We start from the raw sequence: 18,666 nt of genomic DNA, 5'->3' as shown, positions 1-18,666 counted from the left end.
TTTATCGCATGCTCTCTGAGTATATTTAAGAGGTTTAGCTAGCTAGTTAAAAACCCAGTTCTCTGATGGTTTTTTCAACTGTAGTACTTACTTTTTAGCCACAAACTTGACCTAACTAATAATATCAGAACTGGCACTTCTACAAGTGGACCTATTACTCCCACGAATGCCTGGGGCGAATGAATGCCAAAAACAGCGATTGCTACAGCAATTGCTAATTCAAAATTGTTTCCTGTAGCTGTAAATGCAATTGAAGCATTTTTGCCGTACGAGATATTTAAGGATTTGTTTATAAAAAAGCTCACAAAAAACATTACAACAAAATATATGATTAACGGTATGGCTACTTTTATTACGTCCATTGGCAACTCCACTATTTTATCGCCCTTCAGACTGAACATCAAGACAATTGTAAACAATAATGCATATAAGGTAATGGGCGATATTTTGGGAATGAATGTCCTGTTATACCATTCTAAACCCTTTGATTTCACCAATGCGTATCGGCTTATAAAGCCTGCAATGAAAGGGATCCCTAAGAATATTAGAACGCTTTCCGTTACATCCTTCATGGGAACACTTACGTTAAAATTGGCCAAGCCTAATTTAGAAGGAAGTACATTGATAAACAGCCAGACCAGAAAACTGTAGCACAGTATCTGAAATATGCTGTTTAAGGCTACCAAAAATGCTGTATATTCTCTATCCGCTTTTGCCAAATCACTCCATACGATAACCATTGCAATACACCTTGCCAAACCAATTAGTATCAGGCCTGTCATATAACCGGGCTCATCCCGTAAAAACAAAACTGCTAAACAAAACATCAATACTGTACCAATAACCCAATTCAAGATCAAGGAGATCCCGATTACTTTTATATCCTTAAATGCTTTCGGCAATATTGAATAATCGACTTTAGCCAATGGTGGATACATCATCAATATCAAACCAATTGCTAATGGGATATTTGTAGTACCAACAGACATGGTGTCTGTTACGTTTGAGATATTAGGGAAGACATGCCCCACACCAACGCCTAAAGCCATTGCAAGAAATATCCATAAGGTGAGGTAACGGTCAAGAAATTTTAGTTTTGGCTGCATTTGTTAATAGTTGATTTTTGAAAAAACATAAAACATTTCGGTTGCTATCTGTAAACTTCTTTGCGCATAAACTTTTGACTGTTCCGGTGTATTATCTGATATTTTAGGATCTTCAAATGTGATTGGTATTCTCTTTTCTGCTCCCGCAATAAAAGGGCAACCACTGTCTGCCTGCGAACAGGTCATAATTGCAGCAAATGCTGACACAGGGTTGAATGGGCTATCATATTTTTTTGAAAAACCGATTATGGGCAACGCATTAACGCTGTACTTTATGGCATATACGGGATTATTATTGTCGGTAATTTTAAAGATGCCAAAACCCTGAGCAGTCAATGTTTCTGCTACTTTAGGAAATAATGCAGTTTCTTCGGTACCGCCTGAGTAACAATGTACATTCGGTACATTGAAATACGCACTTGCAACTTGTGCCCAAACCTGGGCTAAATGGCTTCGTCGTGAATTGTGGGTACAAATAAAATTAATATTTATTTCCTGCCTGCTATCTGATTTTTGCTGTATATAATCTACCAATGGTTTCAGTATGATTTTGCGTTCTGCGCTGATGCATTCATAATTGAGATCCTTGGCAACGGTCTCGTATAGATCTTTGTACATTTAGAATAAGTTTAAGAGTTTAACAACATCCCGAATCAGGAGTGCAACAAGAATTGTTCAGGTCTGACAACTTTACCCTTTGTTTTCCGACAGGAATACCACAGGCATCCTCAGCAAGGCAAGCGGTTTGTTTGTTCTTCAGTACAAAATGGTTTGTTTTAAAATCCAAATCAAACTTTCCAATCGTTTCGCCTTGATATTCAACCTCGATCTCAGCATCTTCAATGCCCAATTTTTCTTCTGATAGTTTTATAATATTCAAGAGTTTGCTTGGCTTCAATCTATGTTCAAAGTCGTTGGCGTCCCATAATTGAAAGTTAACAACTTGTTCATTTCGTATCGTTCCACCACAATCAATATAGCGTTTCGTAACCACCCCCACTTCTGTAACATGAAAGTGCTCCGGTACAAATGTTCCGTTCTCTAATTGGAATTCAACATTCTGTAATGTTGGTAAGATCTCTTTGATTTCTGATAATTTCATAATATTAAATTTTAAAGGACACAATAGATTTTTTAAATCATTAATGTTATATAGCAATATAACGATATTAAAGCATAAAAAAATGCGTCAGCAGCATTGCTTTATTTTTACATCCTGATTGAAAAAGGCATTAAATTCTGTTTGAAACTGTTTCCAAATCTGTTCTTCGATACAATAACAAACCGATTTTCCTTCTATCGAACCTTGAATAATTCCTATAGCTTTCAATTCTTTTAAATGTTGGGAAATTGTTGCCTGCGCTAACCCCAATTCCTCAACAAGATCATTACAAATGCATGCTTTCTGATTGATTATATATTGTAGAATTGCGATTCTGGCAGGATGGCCTAAAACTTTAAGACGCGATGCAAGTTTATTTTGCTCGTCCTTATATAATTCTGTTTTTGTAACTCCCATTTTGACGTAAATTTATATCGCAATATTACGATATTAAATTCAAAAACAAAATATTCTCATTTTTTATTTTTGAAAGCCCATGATCAGACCTTTTAAAATCAACTAAAAAAATTGAATCATAACACAAAATCTTTCTGAAGAATTTGTTTTAATAACCTACGGGATGGTGTTTGTCATCTTATTTTATACCGCAAAGCACTACCAATGGGAAACAGTGTACACAATGAAATGCTCCATAATCCGATAATTTTAGAACGTTTTTAGATCTTCTGTCCATTTAGCCTGATTAACTGTAAATATCCCAGATAAGTATGATTAAATCGTTCAGGGGAGATATATTAACTACCGTAGCTTTTCTGTCCTAATTTACGACCCCAATCCGGTTTATCAATATCCAGATCATCGTGTGCATCTTTCATCTCTTTCTTTAGGATTTGCCACATGTGATGGAGACGTTCCTGTTGATCTGGAAAATCTACCAAATTTTCTCTTTCCCAAGGATCCTTCTTTAAATCGAACAATTGGAGGTACTCATTACCTTTGACATTGTACGCGATAAGCTTATATCCATCGGAGGTCTTCAAGCTTCTACTCCAATGCCCATAGATGTTGTAAATATTATCTCGGACTTTAGCTTTAGGATCTCTAAAAATCGGCATCAAGCTCTTAGCCTCAACAGTAGGGGGCGCTTCCACCCCGAGCCAGTCGTATATGGTCGGGGCAATATCGCTCAGGTAAGCAAATGATTGAGATTGCTTATTTACAGGTATTCCAGTCCCAATAAAAATCATCGGGACACGGATACTATGCTCATATAAACTTTGTTTACCCAACAGTCCATGTTGTCCTACGGCCAGACCATTGTCGCTAGCAAAAACGATCATTGTACTATTACGCAGGCCAGATCTATCTAATGCCTCGAGGATTCTTCCAACTTGCGCATCCATTTCACTCACCATGTCATAATATAGCGCAATCTGTTCCTTTACCGCACTTTCAGTACGTGGATGTGGAAGTAATAGTTCATCCCGCACACGTAGATCGCCATTATCAAATGAATGCTCTGGTAAAAAATTTGGAGGCAATGGTATATCGGAAGGTCGATGTCTGTTCCTAATTGCTGCAGGGGGCGTTCGAGGATCATGCGGAGATGTAAATGCGACATAACATAAAAAAGGTTTCTGCTTTGCTGTATCACTCTCCAGGAATTTGATTGCAGCATTGGCATACAGCTCTGTGCTATACGTATCACTTTTGTAGCCTCCGTTTTTTGGATAATCCCCCTTATCATTATAATCATAAACATAGGGATGAAACTGTCCTCCCTCACCCTCAAAATGCATTCCTCCGAAAAAGATGTCGCCTCCTGCATTAAAAAAACGATGATGGGAAGCCTTATCACTGTGCCACTTTCCGCAATGGAAGGTCGTATAGCCTTTCCCACGTAAAACTTCAGGCAGGCTTACAATGCTATCTGGTATCACGTTTCCATCACCTGGAAGCCTATTCAAATATCGACCTGTGAGCAGCATAGCCCTGCTGGGCATACATATTGCTCCTTGATGACCTCCCATGACGTGAGCTTGTGTAAAACTCAACCCCTGTTCAACTAATCTGTCAAGATTGGGAGTGTGTATTCTATGATTGCCCAATGCTCTGATCGTATTGTAGCTCTGATCGTCACTGTAAATAATTAGCACATTTTTGTGTTGAGCTTGTGATGTTTTTGAAAATAAATTATTCAAAAGAAAAAACAGGATCAAAAATAATTTAAGATTAACAGTACTCATAAATAGTCTTTTTTCTACCAGTTAATATATCTAAAGATAATACTTTATCTGATTTTTCAACACTCCACAAGTGGATCAAAGAAGCAGTAAAATTCTATCCTCATATTTTGTTAACTATATTGCCGGTATATCAAAATGCCATTGGCCTTTCTTTACATACAGGCAGGAGACCTCTCGATGGAAAAGATATCCTGAGACCTGTTACCCTTTGTAATCTATTATGAACTGCCCACTCATTATTCAAAAACTTCATTAAAGGAAGTTACCTGAATAGTCTATGTTGGATGGTTTGATCAATGGGATCAAAATTAGTCAATGATCCCAGCATTCCTATCCTGTAAGCAACAACAAAGGCCAAAGTTTGGTCACCACGAGTTAACCACCCCAAACTTAAGTAAAGAACCTTGTCCAGCGGGATCCTCGATGATCAGGTTGTTGCTCTTGAGAGATTAGAAAACCAAAAGTATAAATAAAGAAAACATCCTTATTACGAGCTTGAAATATCATCAAAAGAGAGTATGGTGAGAAACAGCTGTTAATTTTTGTTTTATTTTTAATAAGAACTTTTCATTCGATTTAATTGTAGTATATTCGAGCAAGGAATACACTATTTGAGTCCAATACAGCACCTATCTGAAGATACACTGATCGATTTACTGAAAAAGAGGGATCGACGTGCCTTTAATTATCTATATGATAATTATGCAGGGGCGTTATATAGTATCATAATCCGCATCGTAATACACAAGGAATATGCAGACGAGGTCATACAGAATGTATTTGTCAAAATATGGAAGCACGTCGACTTATTTAATCAAGGAAAGGGCAGGCTGTACACCTGGATGATAAACATTGCGCGCAATGCCTCCCTGGACTACCTTAAATCAAAGGGTGTTCAGAACGAACAAAAAAACCAATCATTTCCAGATATCGTAAATAATAAGGAAAGTCATATTTTTGCTAGTACTGACCAGGCTGAAAAGTCCGATTATATTGGTTTTGGCAGCGTGTTGGACAAATTAAAACCAGAGTGGAAAAAACTCATAGAAATGGCTTATTACCAAGGTTATTCGCAACAGGAGATCGCTGACCAACTTGATATCCCGCTGGGTACGGTAAAAACCAGGGTAAGGTCAGCATTAATTCATTTACGTGAAATTTTGAAAGAACAACAATAGATTTGAACATTAAAGAATACATATCGTCTGGGATTATTGAATCATACGTTTTGGGGCTTGCTACCGAGGAGGAAGTGAGCATCCTGGAATGCGTGCGTAAAAATTCACCGGAAGTCCAGCAGGCTATTCTTGATGTTCAATTGCTGATGGAGGAACTGGCCAGCAGCGAGGCGGTTGTTCCACATGAGGAACTTAAATCAACGATATGGGATCGCCTCTCTACCCTATCCGATGAGAGCACCGCACTCTCGGATACCGGCAATGCTCAATTTGAACGTAAAGAGATAGAAAAGAGAGTTACGCTTCCGAATGCAGGAACAAAAAGATGGTTGCCTTTGACCATTGCGGCATCTGTCCTATTGGTTCTAAGTTTAACCGCAAACATTCTACTTTTAAACTATCGTGAAAAAGATCTAAAAAAAATGCAGGAGGTAATTTCTTCCAATCAGGACTCCCAGGAGAAATTAAAAGAAGCAAACGAACGGTGGCAAATCATACAGCGCCTGTCGGTAAAGACCATCACCTTGCATGGAATTGAAAAGTATCCTGAGGCCAAAGCGGTTGTGTTCTGGGACACAAAAACTGCCGATGTATTTTTATCTGCCGCAAGCCTACCCCTGGCGCCTACGGGAAAACAGTATCAACTTTGGGCGATTGTCGAGGGACAGCCTGTCGATGCAGGATTACTCCCCCTTTCCTCAGGTGATTCTTTGGTGAAAATGCACCATATCGACAAGGCAGAGGCTTTTGCAATAACATTGGAAAATGAAGGCGGCAGTTTAGTACCGACTCTTTCTGAAATGTATGTAATGGGAAATATTTAGACGTCAGAATTACCTGGTCAACCTTGATCAGTTCACAGAAAAAGTTTAGTTAAGCATTACCGCTTATTTAGTAGCCTGTAAAAAGTTTCAATCAATAGAAAAATTCACAACCTCTTTTCTTTATTTCTTCAGAATCTCTATGGTTCTGGGGAATTTTTAGGTGGATAAAATATTCAAAGAAAAACGATACGGTCAGAAGAATCATCATTACCTATTGGGAAGTATTCAAATCAAAAGATAACCAATAGTTATTGATAGGAAATTTAAAGAGGAGAAGGTTTCAGAAATCGTTATAAATCCAATATGGTTATTACCATCTGAAAAATATAGTTGAGTTTGATCTTCATCAAGAAGCGGGGTATATTCGCATAATGACAGCTTGTATTGTAAAGGAAATTTTCTAGACATTGGGTTCAATTACGGTTCCTTGGATGCCAAAGAGAGGGAAAGATAGAATGTTGGATATTTTAGATCGAATTATAGCGTATTCTATTACGGAGCTAAGCATGTTCCATTAATTTGGATAAAAAAAAGCCCGTATCTTTCGATACGGGCCTACGGTTACATCAATTCAACCCTACTACTTTATGAAAAGTTTTGCAATATCCAGGACAGCCGTGGCAGCTAGCGGTTCATCAAATGATTGGGTCGCAGCTGCGGTGGAAATTTTCCCATCGATTCCCTGCAACATCGTAATATCCACTTCCGCCTGAACCTTGTTATCCTCACCTGCATAAACTGGATCTACAGCAGCGCCTATGCCTGAATCGTTTGCTCCTGTTATCCACGGTTTCTGATCGGCTGCGGCACCTCCTCTGGCCTTGCGCATCTGTCGGATATGGGAGGCATGCCTGGCCTCAACCGAATGGATTTGCAATGCTGCTGTTAACACTACTTGATTCCCTTTCAATAAGCCTGCCTGGCCTTTGTAAGCGCGAACCCCGGTGTCCTCAAAGGCTTGGGCCAGCGCCAGAAAAGTGTCATAATTACTGAAAACATTGGAAAAAGCTCCTCCAGCTGTAAAATCAAATGTTGGTTTGGGAACCGCTTTGTCTCCCAGAACCTGTTTTAAGAATGCCACATGGGCTACCTCATGGTTGCGAATTGTAGTTATAGCTCCCGCAGGTTTGCCTGTTGGCACTAGATTGGATGCCGCTGCGCCTTTCGTATAATACTCCGCCTCGAGGTATTCAAGGGTCAGCGCATAGTTCAGAACACCGTTCACATCGGTCGGTGTCTGGCCATAGGCCCGTTTAAAAAGATCGCTGAGCACAAAGGGCATGGCGGCAATGGTCACCTTTTTGCCAAAGGACATCATATTTTGGATCGCCTGGCGACGAGGGTTTACCCTCTCGTCGAATTCCGGATCGACTTGCGAAATCTGGTCAAATATGTTAAATAGATTCATTTTAATAAATTTTAAGGTGGATTAATAGGTTGGTAAATCTCGTACGTCTATCTTGGATTTGATAAAAGGTCCTGCTGCCTCCAATACTTTGCTCGGACTATAGGCAAGGTCCAGACCCTGACTATCGATTACCTCGCTGTTGGCGAAGGAACCGTTGTCAATTAAATCGCGAACTAAGGCTGCATGTCTTGCCTCCACGGAGACAATTTTTCCTGCCAATAATAGATAAGCTTCGTTCTTTATTAGCCAACCCGCTCCGTTATATGCCGACACGCCCAAATCTTCAAAGGTTTTGGCCGTGGCCAAAACGCTCGCGCGATTTGAGAAATTGATGCCTGAAAAATTAAATTCCAATTTTCCAATAGCGCTTTTCCCTAATGCGGTCTTGAAAAATTCACGATGGGCAATTTCATGGTCTCGGATGTCACGAAATAACATCTTCTCCCAATCGTTGATTCCGCTATAGGGCTTATTCATGACCTCTATATAAAATGCGGCCTCCAACTGCTCCAGGGCATACGCATAGTTTAATATAGCAATGTCGCCGCTACCGAAATACAATCCATTACCGCCCATATCCGGTCCGCCATCGTCTTTCTGGCATCCGATCAATCCAAATGCTGCTATCCCGACAGCACCGGCTCCGGCGATCTTCAGAAAATTCCTTCTGCCCAATCGCTCGCTTTCTTGTCGATTATCCTCTTCAATAAAGCCTTGTTGTTTAGTGGTTGTTTCTTTCATAACCTATTTATTTTTTTGTTTATAATGTATCGTAAGGTTATATACGAGGTTCAGAAAGTTTCGGATTTATTTTTTCTGCTTTTTATAAAACACTGTTAATTATTCACGTTGCAGACCAATGATTTTTCATAGCTTGTGGAACTTCCATAAGATGTTGATGGCATCTTATTTAAGAAGAGATATTCTGTAAAAGAAATGGAAAGATTTTTCTTTTTCTCAAACTGTCCCTGCTGAAAGAAGGCAGAGAAGGCAACTTCATGTTGACGTTCTTAAATTGAAACTAATCATGGAGGATGTATATCCTGAATACATGGACGATCTGCTCTGAATAGGAAAGATTTTATTAATATGGAATATTGTAATAGCAAAAAAATGAATTTTACCTTTGAATGGTAATATTGCTATTGATTGCCTTAAGAATTATGTAGAAATACTGAGTAAGAATCAAATAGCCTTTCTTTCATAAAAATTCTTAAGAAAGAAAGGCCAAAGGAAGAACTTTTAAGTTCAGTCCAATTGAAGTGAGTATAAATTTGGACCCTACAGTATTTGATAAATTATTTCTTGAGATAACTTTATGTCCAGCTTTTTTGGGATCATGAAAATTCAGGACGAATTATCCTATGAAACTGGTAGGGATGATATTTCTCATATCACTGTGAAAATATCCAATCACCATTATTAAACAATCCTGCTAACAGCATCACTGCAAAGCTAATGATGAAATAAAAAATGATTACAATAACTGGGTGAATACCTTGACCCAATTCTCTTTCTCTGTTCTCATATTTCTTAATAATATTTTTATACCGATCCTTATGACGATAGTACATTAAAATGATAAGGACCAATACGATTGAGAAAGGAAATTTATATTCCTTCTTAAAAGAAATATCAATAACACCAAGGCCCTCCAAAACTAATGAAATCGTGAAGATATTAAACATTACACATGCAACTACAAAAATAATTGCCCCTAAAACAGGCATGTCATCAAAGTTTTTTGACCTAACGGCTAATTGATAAGATTTGTAAAACAAATAATTATATACGCTCATAAATAATTTTATCGCTCAATTGCTTTTAAATAAACAATCCCCCTTGTACTTAACTCAAATTACGTTTGTCCTATAAGACTTCCTAATGTAATCTTTTAATCCAGTCATTATCAATAAGATAAAACACTATTAGTCGTCCTGTTTAAGAATTCAACCGCCTTCTCTTAGACTTTACTTGCATACTACAGCTCAATTTTACCCACTTCCAAAAAACAAGTCAAGCCATTGAAATAAGGTCTTTACCCTTTAATACTGCAGTTTTACCGCTAATACTATTGAATACCCCAACTTTTTCTTTGGAAGGTGAGGTATGTTGCCTGCAAACAAAACCTATTGAATCATCACTTATCCATTTATAATATCCTTCAGAGTAAATTCCAGGCACGCTTTGAGAATAATAGAAAAGACTGTCTCCACTAAGAACAAATTTAAATTCCCCGGGCATTCCCATATGGCCTGTAGAATATATTTGATGATTCGGATCTCTGTTTATATTTCGAACAACACAAGAAGATAAAAACATTAGAGATAAAGAAAATAAAGCCTTATTATTCATTGATTAAATTTAATAATTGAGCTATTAAAAATAGAATTAGGAAAATCTCACCATAGATTACTAATGTAGGTTCCTTCAACAATATTCTATTTTAAATAAGATATTTCCCCTGGAATTATGCAGATCCTTTAATCCTGTACTTAATTATGCTGCCTTCAAAAACATTCATTAACCTATTAAAAATAAAAGAGAACTTTGCATAATCAAATGAGGGAAGTTTCTTTTTTAACCTTTGCCATTCATCTCCTTGTTTCCAAAAATATCTATAATAGCAATAATCAAAAAAAACACCCATATTCCAATCCTCACGCAGTAATAAACACTCCTCATTATTGGTTTGATAGAAATAATCAAACATTAGATTATATAATTCAATCAATATTCTTGCATCATCTGCGTCAATACCGTCAATTGTTGTATTGTTTAATAAAATTAGCTTGGCGTCTTCAAGTGAATAAGACACGCTTTCATTTGCAAAAAACCCATTATCTCGAAATAAAACCTCCCTGTTAATAGGGAATAGTGGAATCTCATAATTCTTCAAAAGTTCATCAATGTTTTCTATTGAATCAAAGCCATAAATTAGATTCCTATTATCAACAATAAAAAAATCATTATGATCATCCTGACCCCATATACATAGAACATTCGAAGAGTCCAAAAGACAAATTGAAATAATAGATAAATACATGTAATAAAATTACTGTTTACGATATAAGGAAATAAAGTTGATAAATATTTTCTTAGAAATACATTTTTAGAAATACCTTCAATACAAAAATCCCGAATAGTCCTTATTCATTCTTTTATAATAATTGTTTTAGTTCTTCTAAATTTATTTTGGATATATCCACAGTTTTAATTTTTTCGAAATAACGAGTGTCGGTTAAAAGCAGACGAATTGTTTCTTTGATAGCATTTAATGTAACCTCTTTCACTAATATCAAATTTGGCTCTATGGAAAAGAATCCGTAATGTTCAAACTCACTCTCAAAATCTTGTGTTAAGCGAATAATATCATAGGCGCACACATTATAATAATCACCGTTTACATATATATAAATATCTTCTCGATAGCCTTTACTACGTGATTCATATTGTGCAAGTTCACTATTGTCTAAACAATATAATTTAAAACTAACCATAAAACTTCTAATTAACAGGATTAACTTTAATTTGATTTAACAAATTTTGAAACTGGCTCACAGGCATAGATTCTATGTGGTAAGTGCACCCAAATTCAAATACCGTTTGCGGAAGCAATCATTCCCTTAACACAACATAAAGGTTATTCAATGTCTTTAATTACCTTAGTATTTTATACTGTATTTTTAGATAATCTCTATCATCATTGTTTTTTACAAAATGATGATAGTCTTTAAGCAAAAGACTAGATAAAATTCGACTTTTTAAATAAATTTTATCGTTCATTTTTATTCCTCCATCAGGACGAATACAAAGGGTACAAACAAGTTTACCATTAGAGAGCATTATGAACTGATTATTAGTACAATAATTATTGTATCTATATAGCCGGTCTTTATAATTTTCAACTGAATCGACTTTTAGGTTTTTTATTTCTGAAAGGATTAAATTCCAATACCTCTTAGCTATTCGTATAGTTAGAATTTGTATAAAACTACTAGAATCCACGACGTAAAGAGGTCTTAATGGTTCTTCAAATGTGGCTTCAGGATCAATTTCTATTAAAGATCTATAAACTTCTATTGTATTATTAATGGAAAACTTTTCACTTTCAACAGATTGATTACACGAATTCAAAGCTTTACTTGTTATTAAAAGAATAATAAGTAAATAAAAATATCTCTTTTTTTTCACTATTCCTTTTTTAGTTCTTCATTTTCAATGAATACCTTCCATAATAACTCGACGTCTTAGAAGGTCGACTAATTGTGTTTGATCTCTTAGGATTTTGTTTAAATCAAATTTCGGTATATTATGGTATGCTGCAACTACAGGAATCCGTCCATGACTTGAAATTAAATAATAATTTCGAATACTTCTCCCTTTCTTATTTCTCCGTTTGCTACTGCAGCATCTTGTTCTGATCCTGTGACACCCTTCTTTCTTCTTTGTTAGGGTATTTCTTGTTCAGGTGTAATTAAACGTTTTTCAAAAGAATCTGAATCATCATTATTGCTTTTCCGTGATCAGATTCATGCTCAAGTATGGATGCTGGAGATAAAATCTTCCCATTTTCTATCAGGAGTGAATTAAATGGATTCCATTTGATGGTATTTGTTTTTCTAGAAAATACACCTCTCTCTGATTTTGTAAATTAAATTCCTATTCGATATTTAAAATTTTTTGCAAGTGATTCCAGCAGAAGACAATTTCGGAAGTTTTTGCATCTGTATGTTTTATCTCATCATCTTTTGTGCTAATATTATCTAAACGAACTTTTTCTCCTCCCCCATATTCCTCACCTAGAACAAGATGCAGGCGACACTAAAGTAAAACAGCCTAATCCTGTGAAAGATTGGCTGTAATGTAGCAAAAAACAGATTGAGCTTGTTTTTTTACTTAGACAGAAATCATTCTGTGATTATTAAACCCCCAACATCATTTTATAGAAATCATGATACTTCTCGCCCCCAGCAATATTGCCAAACCCTTCAACCCTCTGTATATTTAACTCTTCATTCTCGTACAGACCTTCTTCAACGGATCTTTTTTCAAGAAAAACAGCTGTGTTTAGAATTGCTTCCAAAAAACTCGAATCATTCTGAGCACAATCATAAAGAATATGATCCAGGCCACACTTTAGCATGACCACGCTGCCAGTAATAAGATCTACAGCTAGATCGTCAACTTCAAATCTACCAAAGAAGATAAATCTTCCTTTCTCTTCAATTCGTTCATCAAAAGTAATCATGCCAATTTCAAGATTAGAACAATCATAATTCTCTACCAATTCTACTAACGGATATTGAGAAACACTCCCCCCTCCTTTATAAGCGGCAAGATAAGATCTTTTTCTATCCTCTATAGCTTGGTCTGAAACACCTTGTTTTTTCAACAAGTCAGTTCTTACATTTATTCCTTTTAGAGCTTCAACAAATTCACTTGCTTTCATCCTATTATATATTTATTCGTTTAAAGCATTTGTTACTATAAATAAAGTCTCGCAGCCTCTCCTTTATGACATTGACGAACTATCTTCCCCATAGGTCATACTCAAAATCATTTGCCATTTTTAGAGGAGATTAGCCTATCACATTTTGTATTCGTGTACTACAGATCAATTTTCCAATAAAATAATAATGGTTCGTCGTATCGTCCACATTTTTGCGCACGTACCTTTTTATTGATTGATGTTGATCAAACGGTTTTATTTTTTTGATTTTCATTTATAATATCCCAGTCCCAACCAAGCCTCATTTTTACATCGTTAATAATCTTAAATTTAACATTATTAAGCTTTCTGCATGAATAACATCCTTTTTCGGTATCTAAAATTTTTATATTTACTTACCACAAATATTTCCATCAATCGCTAGTGTTTTAAAATTCTTTTATTAAAATGATTTTTTGTTTTGAATTTTCTCCTTCCCAAATAAATGGAGTTTTTTCTAATGGCCATGTTATATTCTTAAACCCTTCTTTTTCTTGCCGAATAAGCCATTTTCTATAAATATTATACAAAAGCTTAATGTTTTTTTTATTCAATTCAATTTTTTTTCCAGTTTCTTTGTCCAATAAAACCGGTCTGATAGGCGGATAACCGATCATAAACATTCGAGAAAATGAAAATAATGCTTCAACTTGTATAGTTAAATTATCAGATTTACTTGTACCCCAATCAGGTGTAAAAGCGTATGTTTTATTACTTATATTAGTATCAGGTTCAAATTTCAAATATTCTTTTAGTATATTTATTTTATCTTCTCTTGAATAATCAGAAAAAAAATCCCTATCATCTTTCAACATAATCATTCCTGCACCAATATATTTACTTTCAATAATTTTTAGAACAATATGACTCCCGTAAAACTCTTTTGAATTATCCAAATCACTTTTCCATAAGAATTTTCTATCTTTTTGAGGAGGAGTTGCCATGGTCATTAAGTGAAATATCAAGGAGATTATTATTAAAAAAAGGTGCTTTTTCATAATTGTTAATTTTTCTTATTATAATAATTTGTTGCTTTTCCCTTTTTGAAGTTATTTTAGCCTCTCCGATTCCATGAATAGATTCACGAAATCTTTCTTTTATCTGTAAAGCCAACTTTCACCCATAAATAATAACCTTCCAGTTTTATCGATTTCAAACGAATATAAAATTGGCTCATAAAACCACGGTAACTCCTTCATTTGAACAGGAATTAGTAGGATATGAGATGTATCAACTGTTTTCAATATTCTATTTTTATCTACTACCAATACATCAAATCCATCATAATAAAGCAGTCCGATCTCATTTTTTTCAAAAATACTCAGATGAAAATTAATACATTCTTTTGAAATAAGTGCGGCAGAAATTTCTTCAATCGTATTTTTTCCATCAATATAAACTATGATAATAGACTTATTATCATTTAATGTCATATAGCCATATTCATTTTTAATAACTGAGAACAAACTGTCAATCACAGAATTCTTCTCAAATACCGGAATTTGCAATTTTACACTATCATCATATTCAATAGTAGCATTATTTGAATTACCTGAATAAGAACAACAAATAAAGGAAAATGAGGCAATACAAATTAACATGATAGCTACTTTCATTAATTGAAATGTTTATTATTAAAATTAAAATTCCATCAGCTTTCCCAACGACAATCACAAAGAAAAGTTACAGATTGTTTAATCGACATTTTTCATGATTTGGCACCCCAACATCTTTTATAATCCAAAAATTTATTTATCAATATGTTAAATTTCAGTCCTTTAACTAAAGATATCGAATATCCCAAAGTTTATTCTTATTTATGTATTCGACTATTTTGTTTAAAAAAGAAGATTGATACTTTTTATTGGTAAAACAATCGATACTGATTGGAAAATCCTGGCGCTCTGGCCAACCTCCCCTGACCATAAAGCTAAAAAGATCACCATCTAACTCATAGCCGCACTCACCAATATCTTTATTCAATTCTTTTATTGAAGGAATATTCATTTCACCAATGCCACTCTCCTTAAAAGATAAGCGCTCAAAAACTTTGCCTTTCGCCAGTATATAGATGTATACACTGTCTTGAGCATACGTCCAGACGCTAGAGAACGTTCGGTTCCTACTTTCCTTCAATTCTTTTAAAGTCTGTATACTTAACCGTAGTCAAAACAACTTTGGAGTCGAAGAATGTTTATAAACTACTGGGACTATTGCTAAGATAAATTAGCAAATCAAGTATTTGAAGTATATACTTCAAAATACAAGAATAATCCGACTGCAATTAATACATTCAAAATCAATAATGCCATACCCTTTATAAGGACTTTCTTATTATACAGTAAAAACAATATCAATACCTGTAAAAGCAGAAAGCAAAGTGACACCCAAACCGCAGTACTGGAACTAATATTCCCACTACCAAACAGTCCGAAATTCACAAATGATGCTATAATCTGAAGGAAAAAGTACAATCCTATGTTTAATACAAAAGAAAGGATATATATAAAAGTTTTTTTCATCCTTAGTTTACTATTATTTTGATTCCAAAAGACTTCATCTGATTGAAAATTTATCTCCTATGATTTTAATTGGTTCCAAAAATTCTTGCTATAATTAGGACCTCTCCCATCAGAATCAATAAAAATAATAGAATTTTTGAAGGCATAGTCGAATGGAGACCACCTTCTACTGTTCTCAGCCAGTGGATCCACGACATTCCAGCTACCTATCTCCGTGTCATAGAACCTTGCCCGTAATCGTACTGAATGTTATAAAAACTCTTTCACAGTCTCACTGCCCTTGACATATTCACGCTTAGTCTGTTTAACCAGATAATACTTACCTAGTCACGATTCGTGACCACGCTTCTTACAGTCGAAAGCTAATAGAGCTTAGTTACAAACGTGTCAAAATAGTCGGTCACCGAGAAACCCAATCTTTTCGCTGTCGTCGATAAGTGTAAAACTACATGGTTAGGAGAACATTTTCGCATTAAACAATAAGCCAAACTTTATTGGATTGGACGGTGATTTTAGCTTATTTTATAATCAATAATTAGATAATTAACCTTCTATTCGAGCTTTAACCTTCAAGTCTTTCGCTCTTTCGACTATTTCTTTAGCAACAATCTTGTCTTCCAAATCCAACGTTATTACTTCGCCATTATCGACTAATCTATCTTTAATATCTTTGGCCTCCGACAAAGACAAACCAGCCTTTTCTTTTAAGAGCCCTATAAATGGAATTTTTCTCATCCCTGGCTCCCATCCTTCAAAAATCACTTTCATTTCTAGTCAATACTAAATATCAATTGAGTGGAACTTACCTAGATTTGTACCAGTAGTCCTCTTTGCTCCTTCAATAATTACTTTATGAACTCCCTGCCGAGCGCCAAACTCTTTTATAATTTCTTTTAAACCTCTTATTCCAAGCTTATTAGTTAAATCTCCATCAACATCAAAATTCTTTATTATTAACTCGCCATTTTCTTTTGTAATATTTCCGCCAAAACTGACTACTTCATCGCCCACTTTAGTCGAATAAATCATCAAATCTCCTTCTTGATCCACAATAGTGAAGATTCTATTGGACTTTTTAACAGCAGTACGAACAGTTTGATTCGTCATATTAGCTCCAACTTTATATTCACTAAAATAGCCCGCAGTAAATAGTTCCGCTAAAGCGGTTCCAAAATTAATTGCTGAAGCACGATAGTTCCCATCTGCGAGAATGTTCCCACTCTCCGCAGCAGAGCCAAGTACTGGTACAAAATAAAACCATGTAGGCCACCTCCCTCTATTGTGTCGGTTGCAGACATACCATACATGTCAACGAACCTCATTGGATTATCAAATGCATAATTATACGGTGAATGCCTACACATCTTTTCCGCCAGCAAATCCACGACATTCCATCTTCTACCTCCGCATCGTAGAACCTTGCCCTGTAATCGTACTGGTTGCCACCACCCAGTTCGCCCTGTTTCTCCTTACCGTTGTAAAGGTACTTATTGTCCACTTCTGCTACAACTGACCTCTGCTTGCTGAAGGCATAGTAAGGAGAGTTACAATAAAGTTGAATAGGTTGCTTAATCAGGCTAAAATCAACGAAAAGGTAACACGAAATAAACCCTGTCCACATCTCGCTAAACTTTTATCTCGGACAACTCGCGGAGAACAAGATACAGACGCTATACAATCTTATTGACAGCTACATCAGAGATGCCAAAGTCCGTAGGTCATATAGCCTATAACCAACTCCGCCCAGTCATATAAAGATTGGACGATGGTAAATTTAGTGCTAGGCATTTCAGACCCATGAAATGTCAGGAGGCTCGACAGTAATTACATCAATAATACTGTCGGCATTGCACACCATAAAATGCTTTAAATTCCAATCATAAAACAATCCTTCGCTCTCTTGAAGAAACCATTCTAAAAAAATGGAACTAACAGAAACATTTATCAGTCCAAAAAATTGATGCTCACCCAAAAATTTTAACCTGCTCCCTTCCTGAAAAACCTTATATCCCAAAAAGCCCTTAAAATCAATCTTCAATGTAGAATCTGGTTTATCAGAAAATTTCAAAAATATCGATAGAATTCCTTGTGATTCTCTCAACTCAGAAAAATACATTTGAGTAGATAAGCAGGCGGCTGGAGGCCATATCTCAAAAACATTTACACTCATGATTTTTTATACCTTATTTTAGTTTCCGATTGCCCTGTATTAGGATTATATATTTCTAATGTCGGCCTGCCATCCGAACTCTTATTTCTTACATTTATTGTTTTTCCGTCGGCAGAACACGGCTAACTTGACTTGAAGCTAATACAGCAGCCACTTGTTTTGGTTCAACCGCAAACACTCTACCCGAAACATATCTAAGATTCCCCTTCAAATATAAAGCCATTTGCAAGTTTAATTGGAGGTGGTTTCAATCCTTTTTCAAGCATCTTGACATATCATTGTACCATAGGTAGAGATACTTTTCCTTGAATTGTTTTTAGAGCAGTACCTATTAATGCTTTAGAAATGGTTACTAAAAAAACAAATTCTTATTTTTTTTTGATTTTTATATTAAAATAATATAAATCCATTTAAATTCATTTGAACACTTTATTTAATAAATCAATTGCTGCTGTCAGGTTTATTTTTTAATGGTAAAAATTGAAAAGTTTCATCACGATTAATCAAATTATTTTTTTTACATGCGTATATGGCTTTCATCAAGAATTATTCCTTGCCATGTTGCTCCGTTATATTCGATTTCATCTTTTAACACCGTCCAGTATTCAATATAAATTTTGTCATTTTTTATTTCATAAAATCCTCAATTTAGGGGTGC

22 protein-coding genes are annotated in these 18,666 nt (G+C 35.4%); 2 read left to right on the top strand and 20 right to left on the bottom strand.

Annotated features, from left to right (window positions below; genetic code table 11):
- Window positions 1-74 precede the first annotated feature (74 nt).
- From arsB to E0Y80_RS00960, 5 genes are all read right to left on the bottom strand, one after another.
- Window positions 75-1,106 (bottom strand): ACR3 family arsenite efflux transporter, encoded by a 1,032-nt coding sequence (gene arsB / locus E0Y80_RS00980; protein ID WP_156305485.1) that lies wholly within the window; start codon window positions 1,104-1,106, stop codon window positions 75-77.
- 3 nt (window positions 1,107-1,109) lie between these two features.
- The gene (locus E0Y80_RS00975) at window positions 1,110-1,724 is read right to left on the bottom strand and encodes an arsenate-mycothiol transferase ArsC (protein WP_156305484.1); all 615 of its coding nucleotides are present in this window, start codon (window positions 1,722-1,724) and stop codon (window positions 1,110-1,112) included.
- Between the two features lie 19 nt (window positions 1,725-1,743).
- Window positions 1,744-2,208, bottom strand: coding sequence for a DUF6428 family protein (locus E0Y80_RS00970; RefSeq protein WP_156305483.1), 465 nt, complete (start codon window positions 2,206-2,208; stop codon window positions 1,744-1,746).
- Between the two features lie 87 nt (window positions 2,209-2,295).
- Window positions 2,296-2,625 carry an ArsR/SmtB family transcription factor gene (locus tag E0Y80_RS00965; protein WP_156305482.1) on the bottom strand — a complete coding sequence of 110 codons (330 nt, stop codon included), beginning with the start codon at window positions 2,623-2,625 and terminating at the stop codon, window positions 2,296-2,298.
- A 338-nt stretch (window positions 2,626-2,963) separates the two neighbouring features.
- Window positions 2,964-4,415 (bottom strand): sulfatase family protein, encoded by a 1,452-nt coding sequence (locus E0Y80_RS00960; protein ID WP_156305481.1) that lies wholly within the window; start codon window positions 4,413-4,415, stop codon window positions 2,964-2,966.
- Between the two features lie 611 nt (window positions 4,416-5,026).
- Here E0Y80_RS00960 and E0Y80_RS00955 point away from each other — a divergent pair.
- Window positions 5,027-5,593: an RNA polymerase sigma factor gene (locus tag E0Y80_RS00955; RefSeq protein WP_156305480.1), complete on the top strand. Its 567-nt coding sequence runs from the start codon at window positions 5,027-5,029 to the stop codon at window positions 5,591-5,593.
- Window positions 5,594-5,595: 2 nt separating this feature from the next.
- Window positions 5,596-6,417: an anti-sigma factor gene (locus E0Y80_RS00950; RefSeq protein WP_156305479.1), complete on the top strand. Its 822-nt coding sequence runs from the start codon at window positions 5,596-5,598 to the stop codon at window positions 6,415-6,417.
- 580 nt (window positions 6,418-6,997) lie between these two features.
- On the opposite strand, the gene E0Y80_RS00945 is transcribed toward E0Y80_RS00950, so the two are convergent.
- The 15 genes from E0Y80_RS00945 to E0Y80_RS00875 form a co-directional block, all read right to left on the bottom strand.
- The gene (locus E0Y80_RS00945) at window positions 6,998-7,825 is read right to left on the bottom strand and encodes a ferritin-like domain-containing protein (protein ID WP_156305478.1); all 828 of its coding nucleotides are present in this window, start codon (window positions 7,823-7,825) and stop codon (window positions 6,998-7,000) included.
- 21 nt (window positions 7,826-7,846) lie between these two features.
- On the bottom strand, window positions 7,847-8,566 hold the full coding sequence (locus E0Y80_RS00940) for a ferritin-like domain-containing protein (RefSeq protein ID WP_156305477.1): 720 nt from the start codon (window positions 8,564-8,566) through the stop codon (window positions 7,847-7,849).
- Window positions 8,567-9,219: 653 nt separating this feature from the next.
- Window positions 9,220-9,624: a Bfi1 family immunity protein gene (locus E0Y80_RS00935; RefSeq protein ID WP_156305475.1), complete on the bottom strand. Its 405-nt coding sequence runs from the start codon at window positions 9,622-9,624 to the stop codon at window positions 9,220-9,222.
- 217 nt (window positions 9,625-9,841) lie between these two features.
- The gene (locus E0Y80_RS00930) at window positions 9,842-10,180 is read right to left on the bottom strand and encodes a hypothetical protein (RefSeq protein ID WP_156305473.1); all 339 of its coding nucleotides are present in this window, start codon (window positions 10,178-10,180) and stop codon (window positions 9,842-9,844) included.
- 115 nt (window positions 10,181-10,295) lie between these two features.
- Complete coding sequence (locus tag E0Y80_RS00925; RefSeq protein ID WP_156305472.1) at window positions 10,296-10,871, bottom strand: hypothetical protein; 576 nt, start codon at window positions 10,869-10,871, stop codon at window positions 10,296-10,298.
- Window positions 10,872-10,986: 115 nt separating this feature from the next.
- The gene (locus E0Y80_RS00920; protein ID WP_156305470.1) at window positions 10,987-11,325 is read right to left on the bottom strand and encodes a hypothetical protein; all 339 of its coding nucleotides are present in this window, start codon (window positions 11,323-11,325) and stop codon (window positions 10,987-10,989) included.
- Window positions 11,326-11,485: 160 nt separating this feature from the next.
- Window positions 11,486-12,019, bottom strand: coding sequence for a hypothetical protein (locus tag E0Y80_RS00915; RefSeq protein WP_156305469.1), 534 nt, complete (start codon window positions 12,017-12,019; stop codon window positions 11,486-11,488).
- 730 nt (window positions 12,020-12,749) lie between these two features.
- Window positions 12,750-13,277, bottom strand: coding sequence for a hypothetical protein (locus E0Y80_RS00910; RefSeq protein ID WP_156305467.1), 528 nt, complete (start codon window positions 13,275-13,277; stop codon window positions 12,750-12,752).
- Window positions 13,278-13,705: 428 nt separating this feature from the next.
- Entirely contained in the window at window positions 13,706-14,314 is a 609-nt protein-coding gene (locus E0Y80_RS00905) for a hypothetical protein (protein WP_156305466.1), read from the bottom strand.
- Between the two features lie 99 nt (window positions 14,315-14,413).
- Window positions 14,414-14,932 carry a hypothetical protein gene (locus E0Y80_RS00900; protein WP_156305464.1) on the bottom strand — a complete coding sequence of 173 codons (519 nt, stop codon included), beginning with the start codon at window positions 14,930-14,932 and terminating at the stop codon, window positions 14,414-14,416.
- Window positions 14,933-15,098: 166 nt separating this feature from the next.
- On the bottom strand, window positions 15,099-15,452 hold the full coding sequence (locus tag E0Y80_RS00895; protein WP_156305463.1) for a hypothetical protein: 354 nt from the start codon (window positions 15,450-15,452) through the stop codon (window positions 15,099-15,101).
- Window positions 15,453-16,381: 929 nt separating this feature from the next.
- On the bottom strand, window positions 16,382-16,606 hold the full coding sequence (locus E0Y80_RS00890) for a hypothetical protein (RefSeq protein ID WP_156305461.1): 225 nt from the start codon (window positions 16,604-16,606) through the stop codon (window positions 16,382-16,384).
- A 12-nt stretch (window positions 16,607-16,618) separates the two neighbouring features.
- Window positions 16,619-16,945, bottom strand: coding sequence for a hypothetical protein (locus E0Y80_RS00885; protein ID WP_156305460.1), 327 nt, complete (start codon window positions 16,943-16,945; stop codon window positions 16,619-16,621).
- A gap of 211 nt (window positions 16,946-17,156) precedes the next feature.
- Entirely contained in the window at window positions 17,157-17,459 is a 303-nt protein-coding gene (locus E0Y80_RS20920; protein ID WP_197091434.1) for a hypothetical protein, read from the bottom strand.
- 168 nt (window positions 17,460-17,627) lie between these two features.
- Window positions 17,628-18,008: a hypothetical protein gene (locus E0Y80_RS00875; protein WP_156305459.1), complete on the bottom strand. Its 381-nt coding sequence runs from the start codon at window positions 18,006-18,008 to the stop codon at window positions 17,628-17,630.
- Window positions 18,009-18,666 lie beyond the last annotated feature (658 nt).

Source organism: Sphingobacterium endophyticum (assembly GCF_009733535.1).
In the GTDB taxonomy this organism is placed as follows: Bacteria; Bacteroidota; Bacteroidia; order Sphingobacteriales; family Sphingobacteriaceae; genus Sphingobacterium; species Sphingobacterium endophyticum.
The sequence above is the reverse complement of the archived record's forward strand: the minus strand, read 5'-3'. Positions and strand labels throughout refer to the sequence as shown.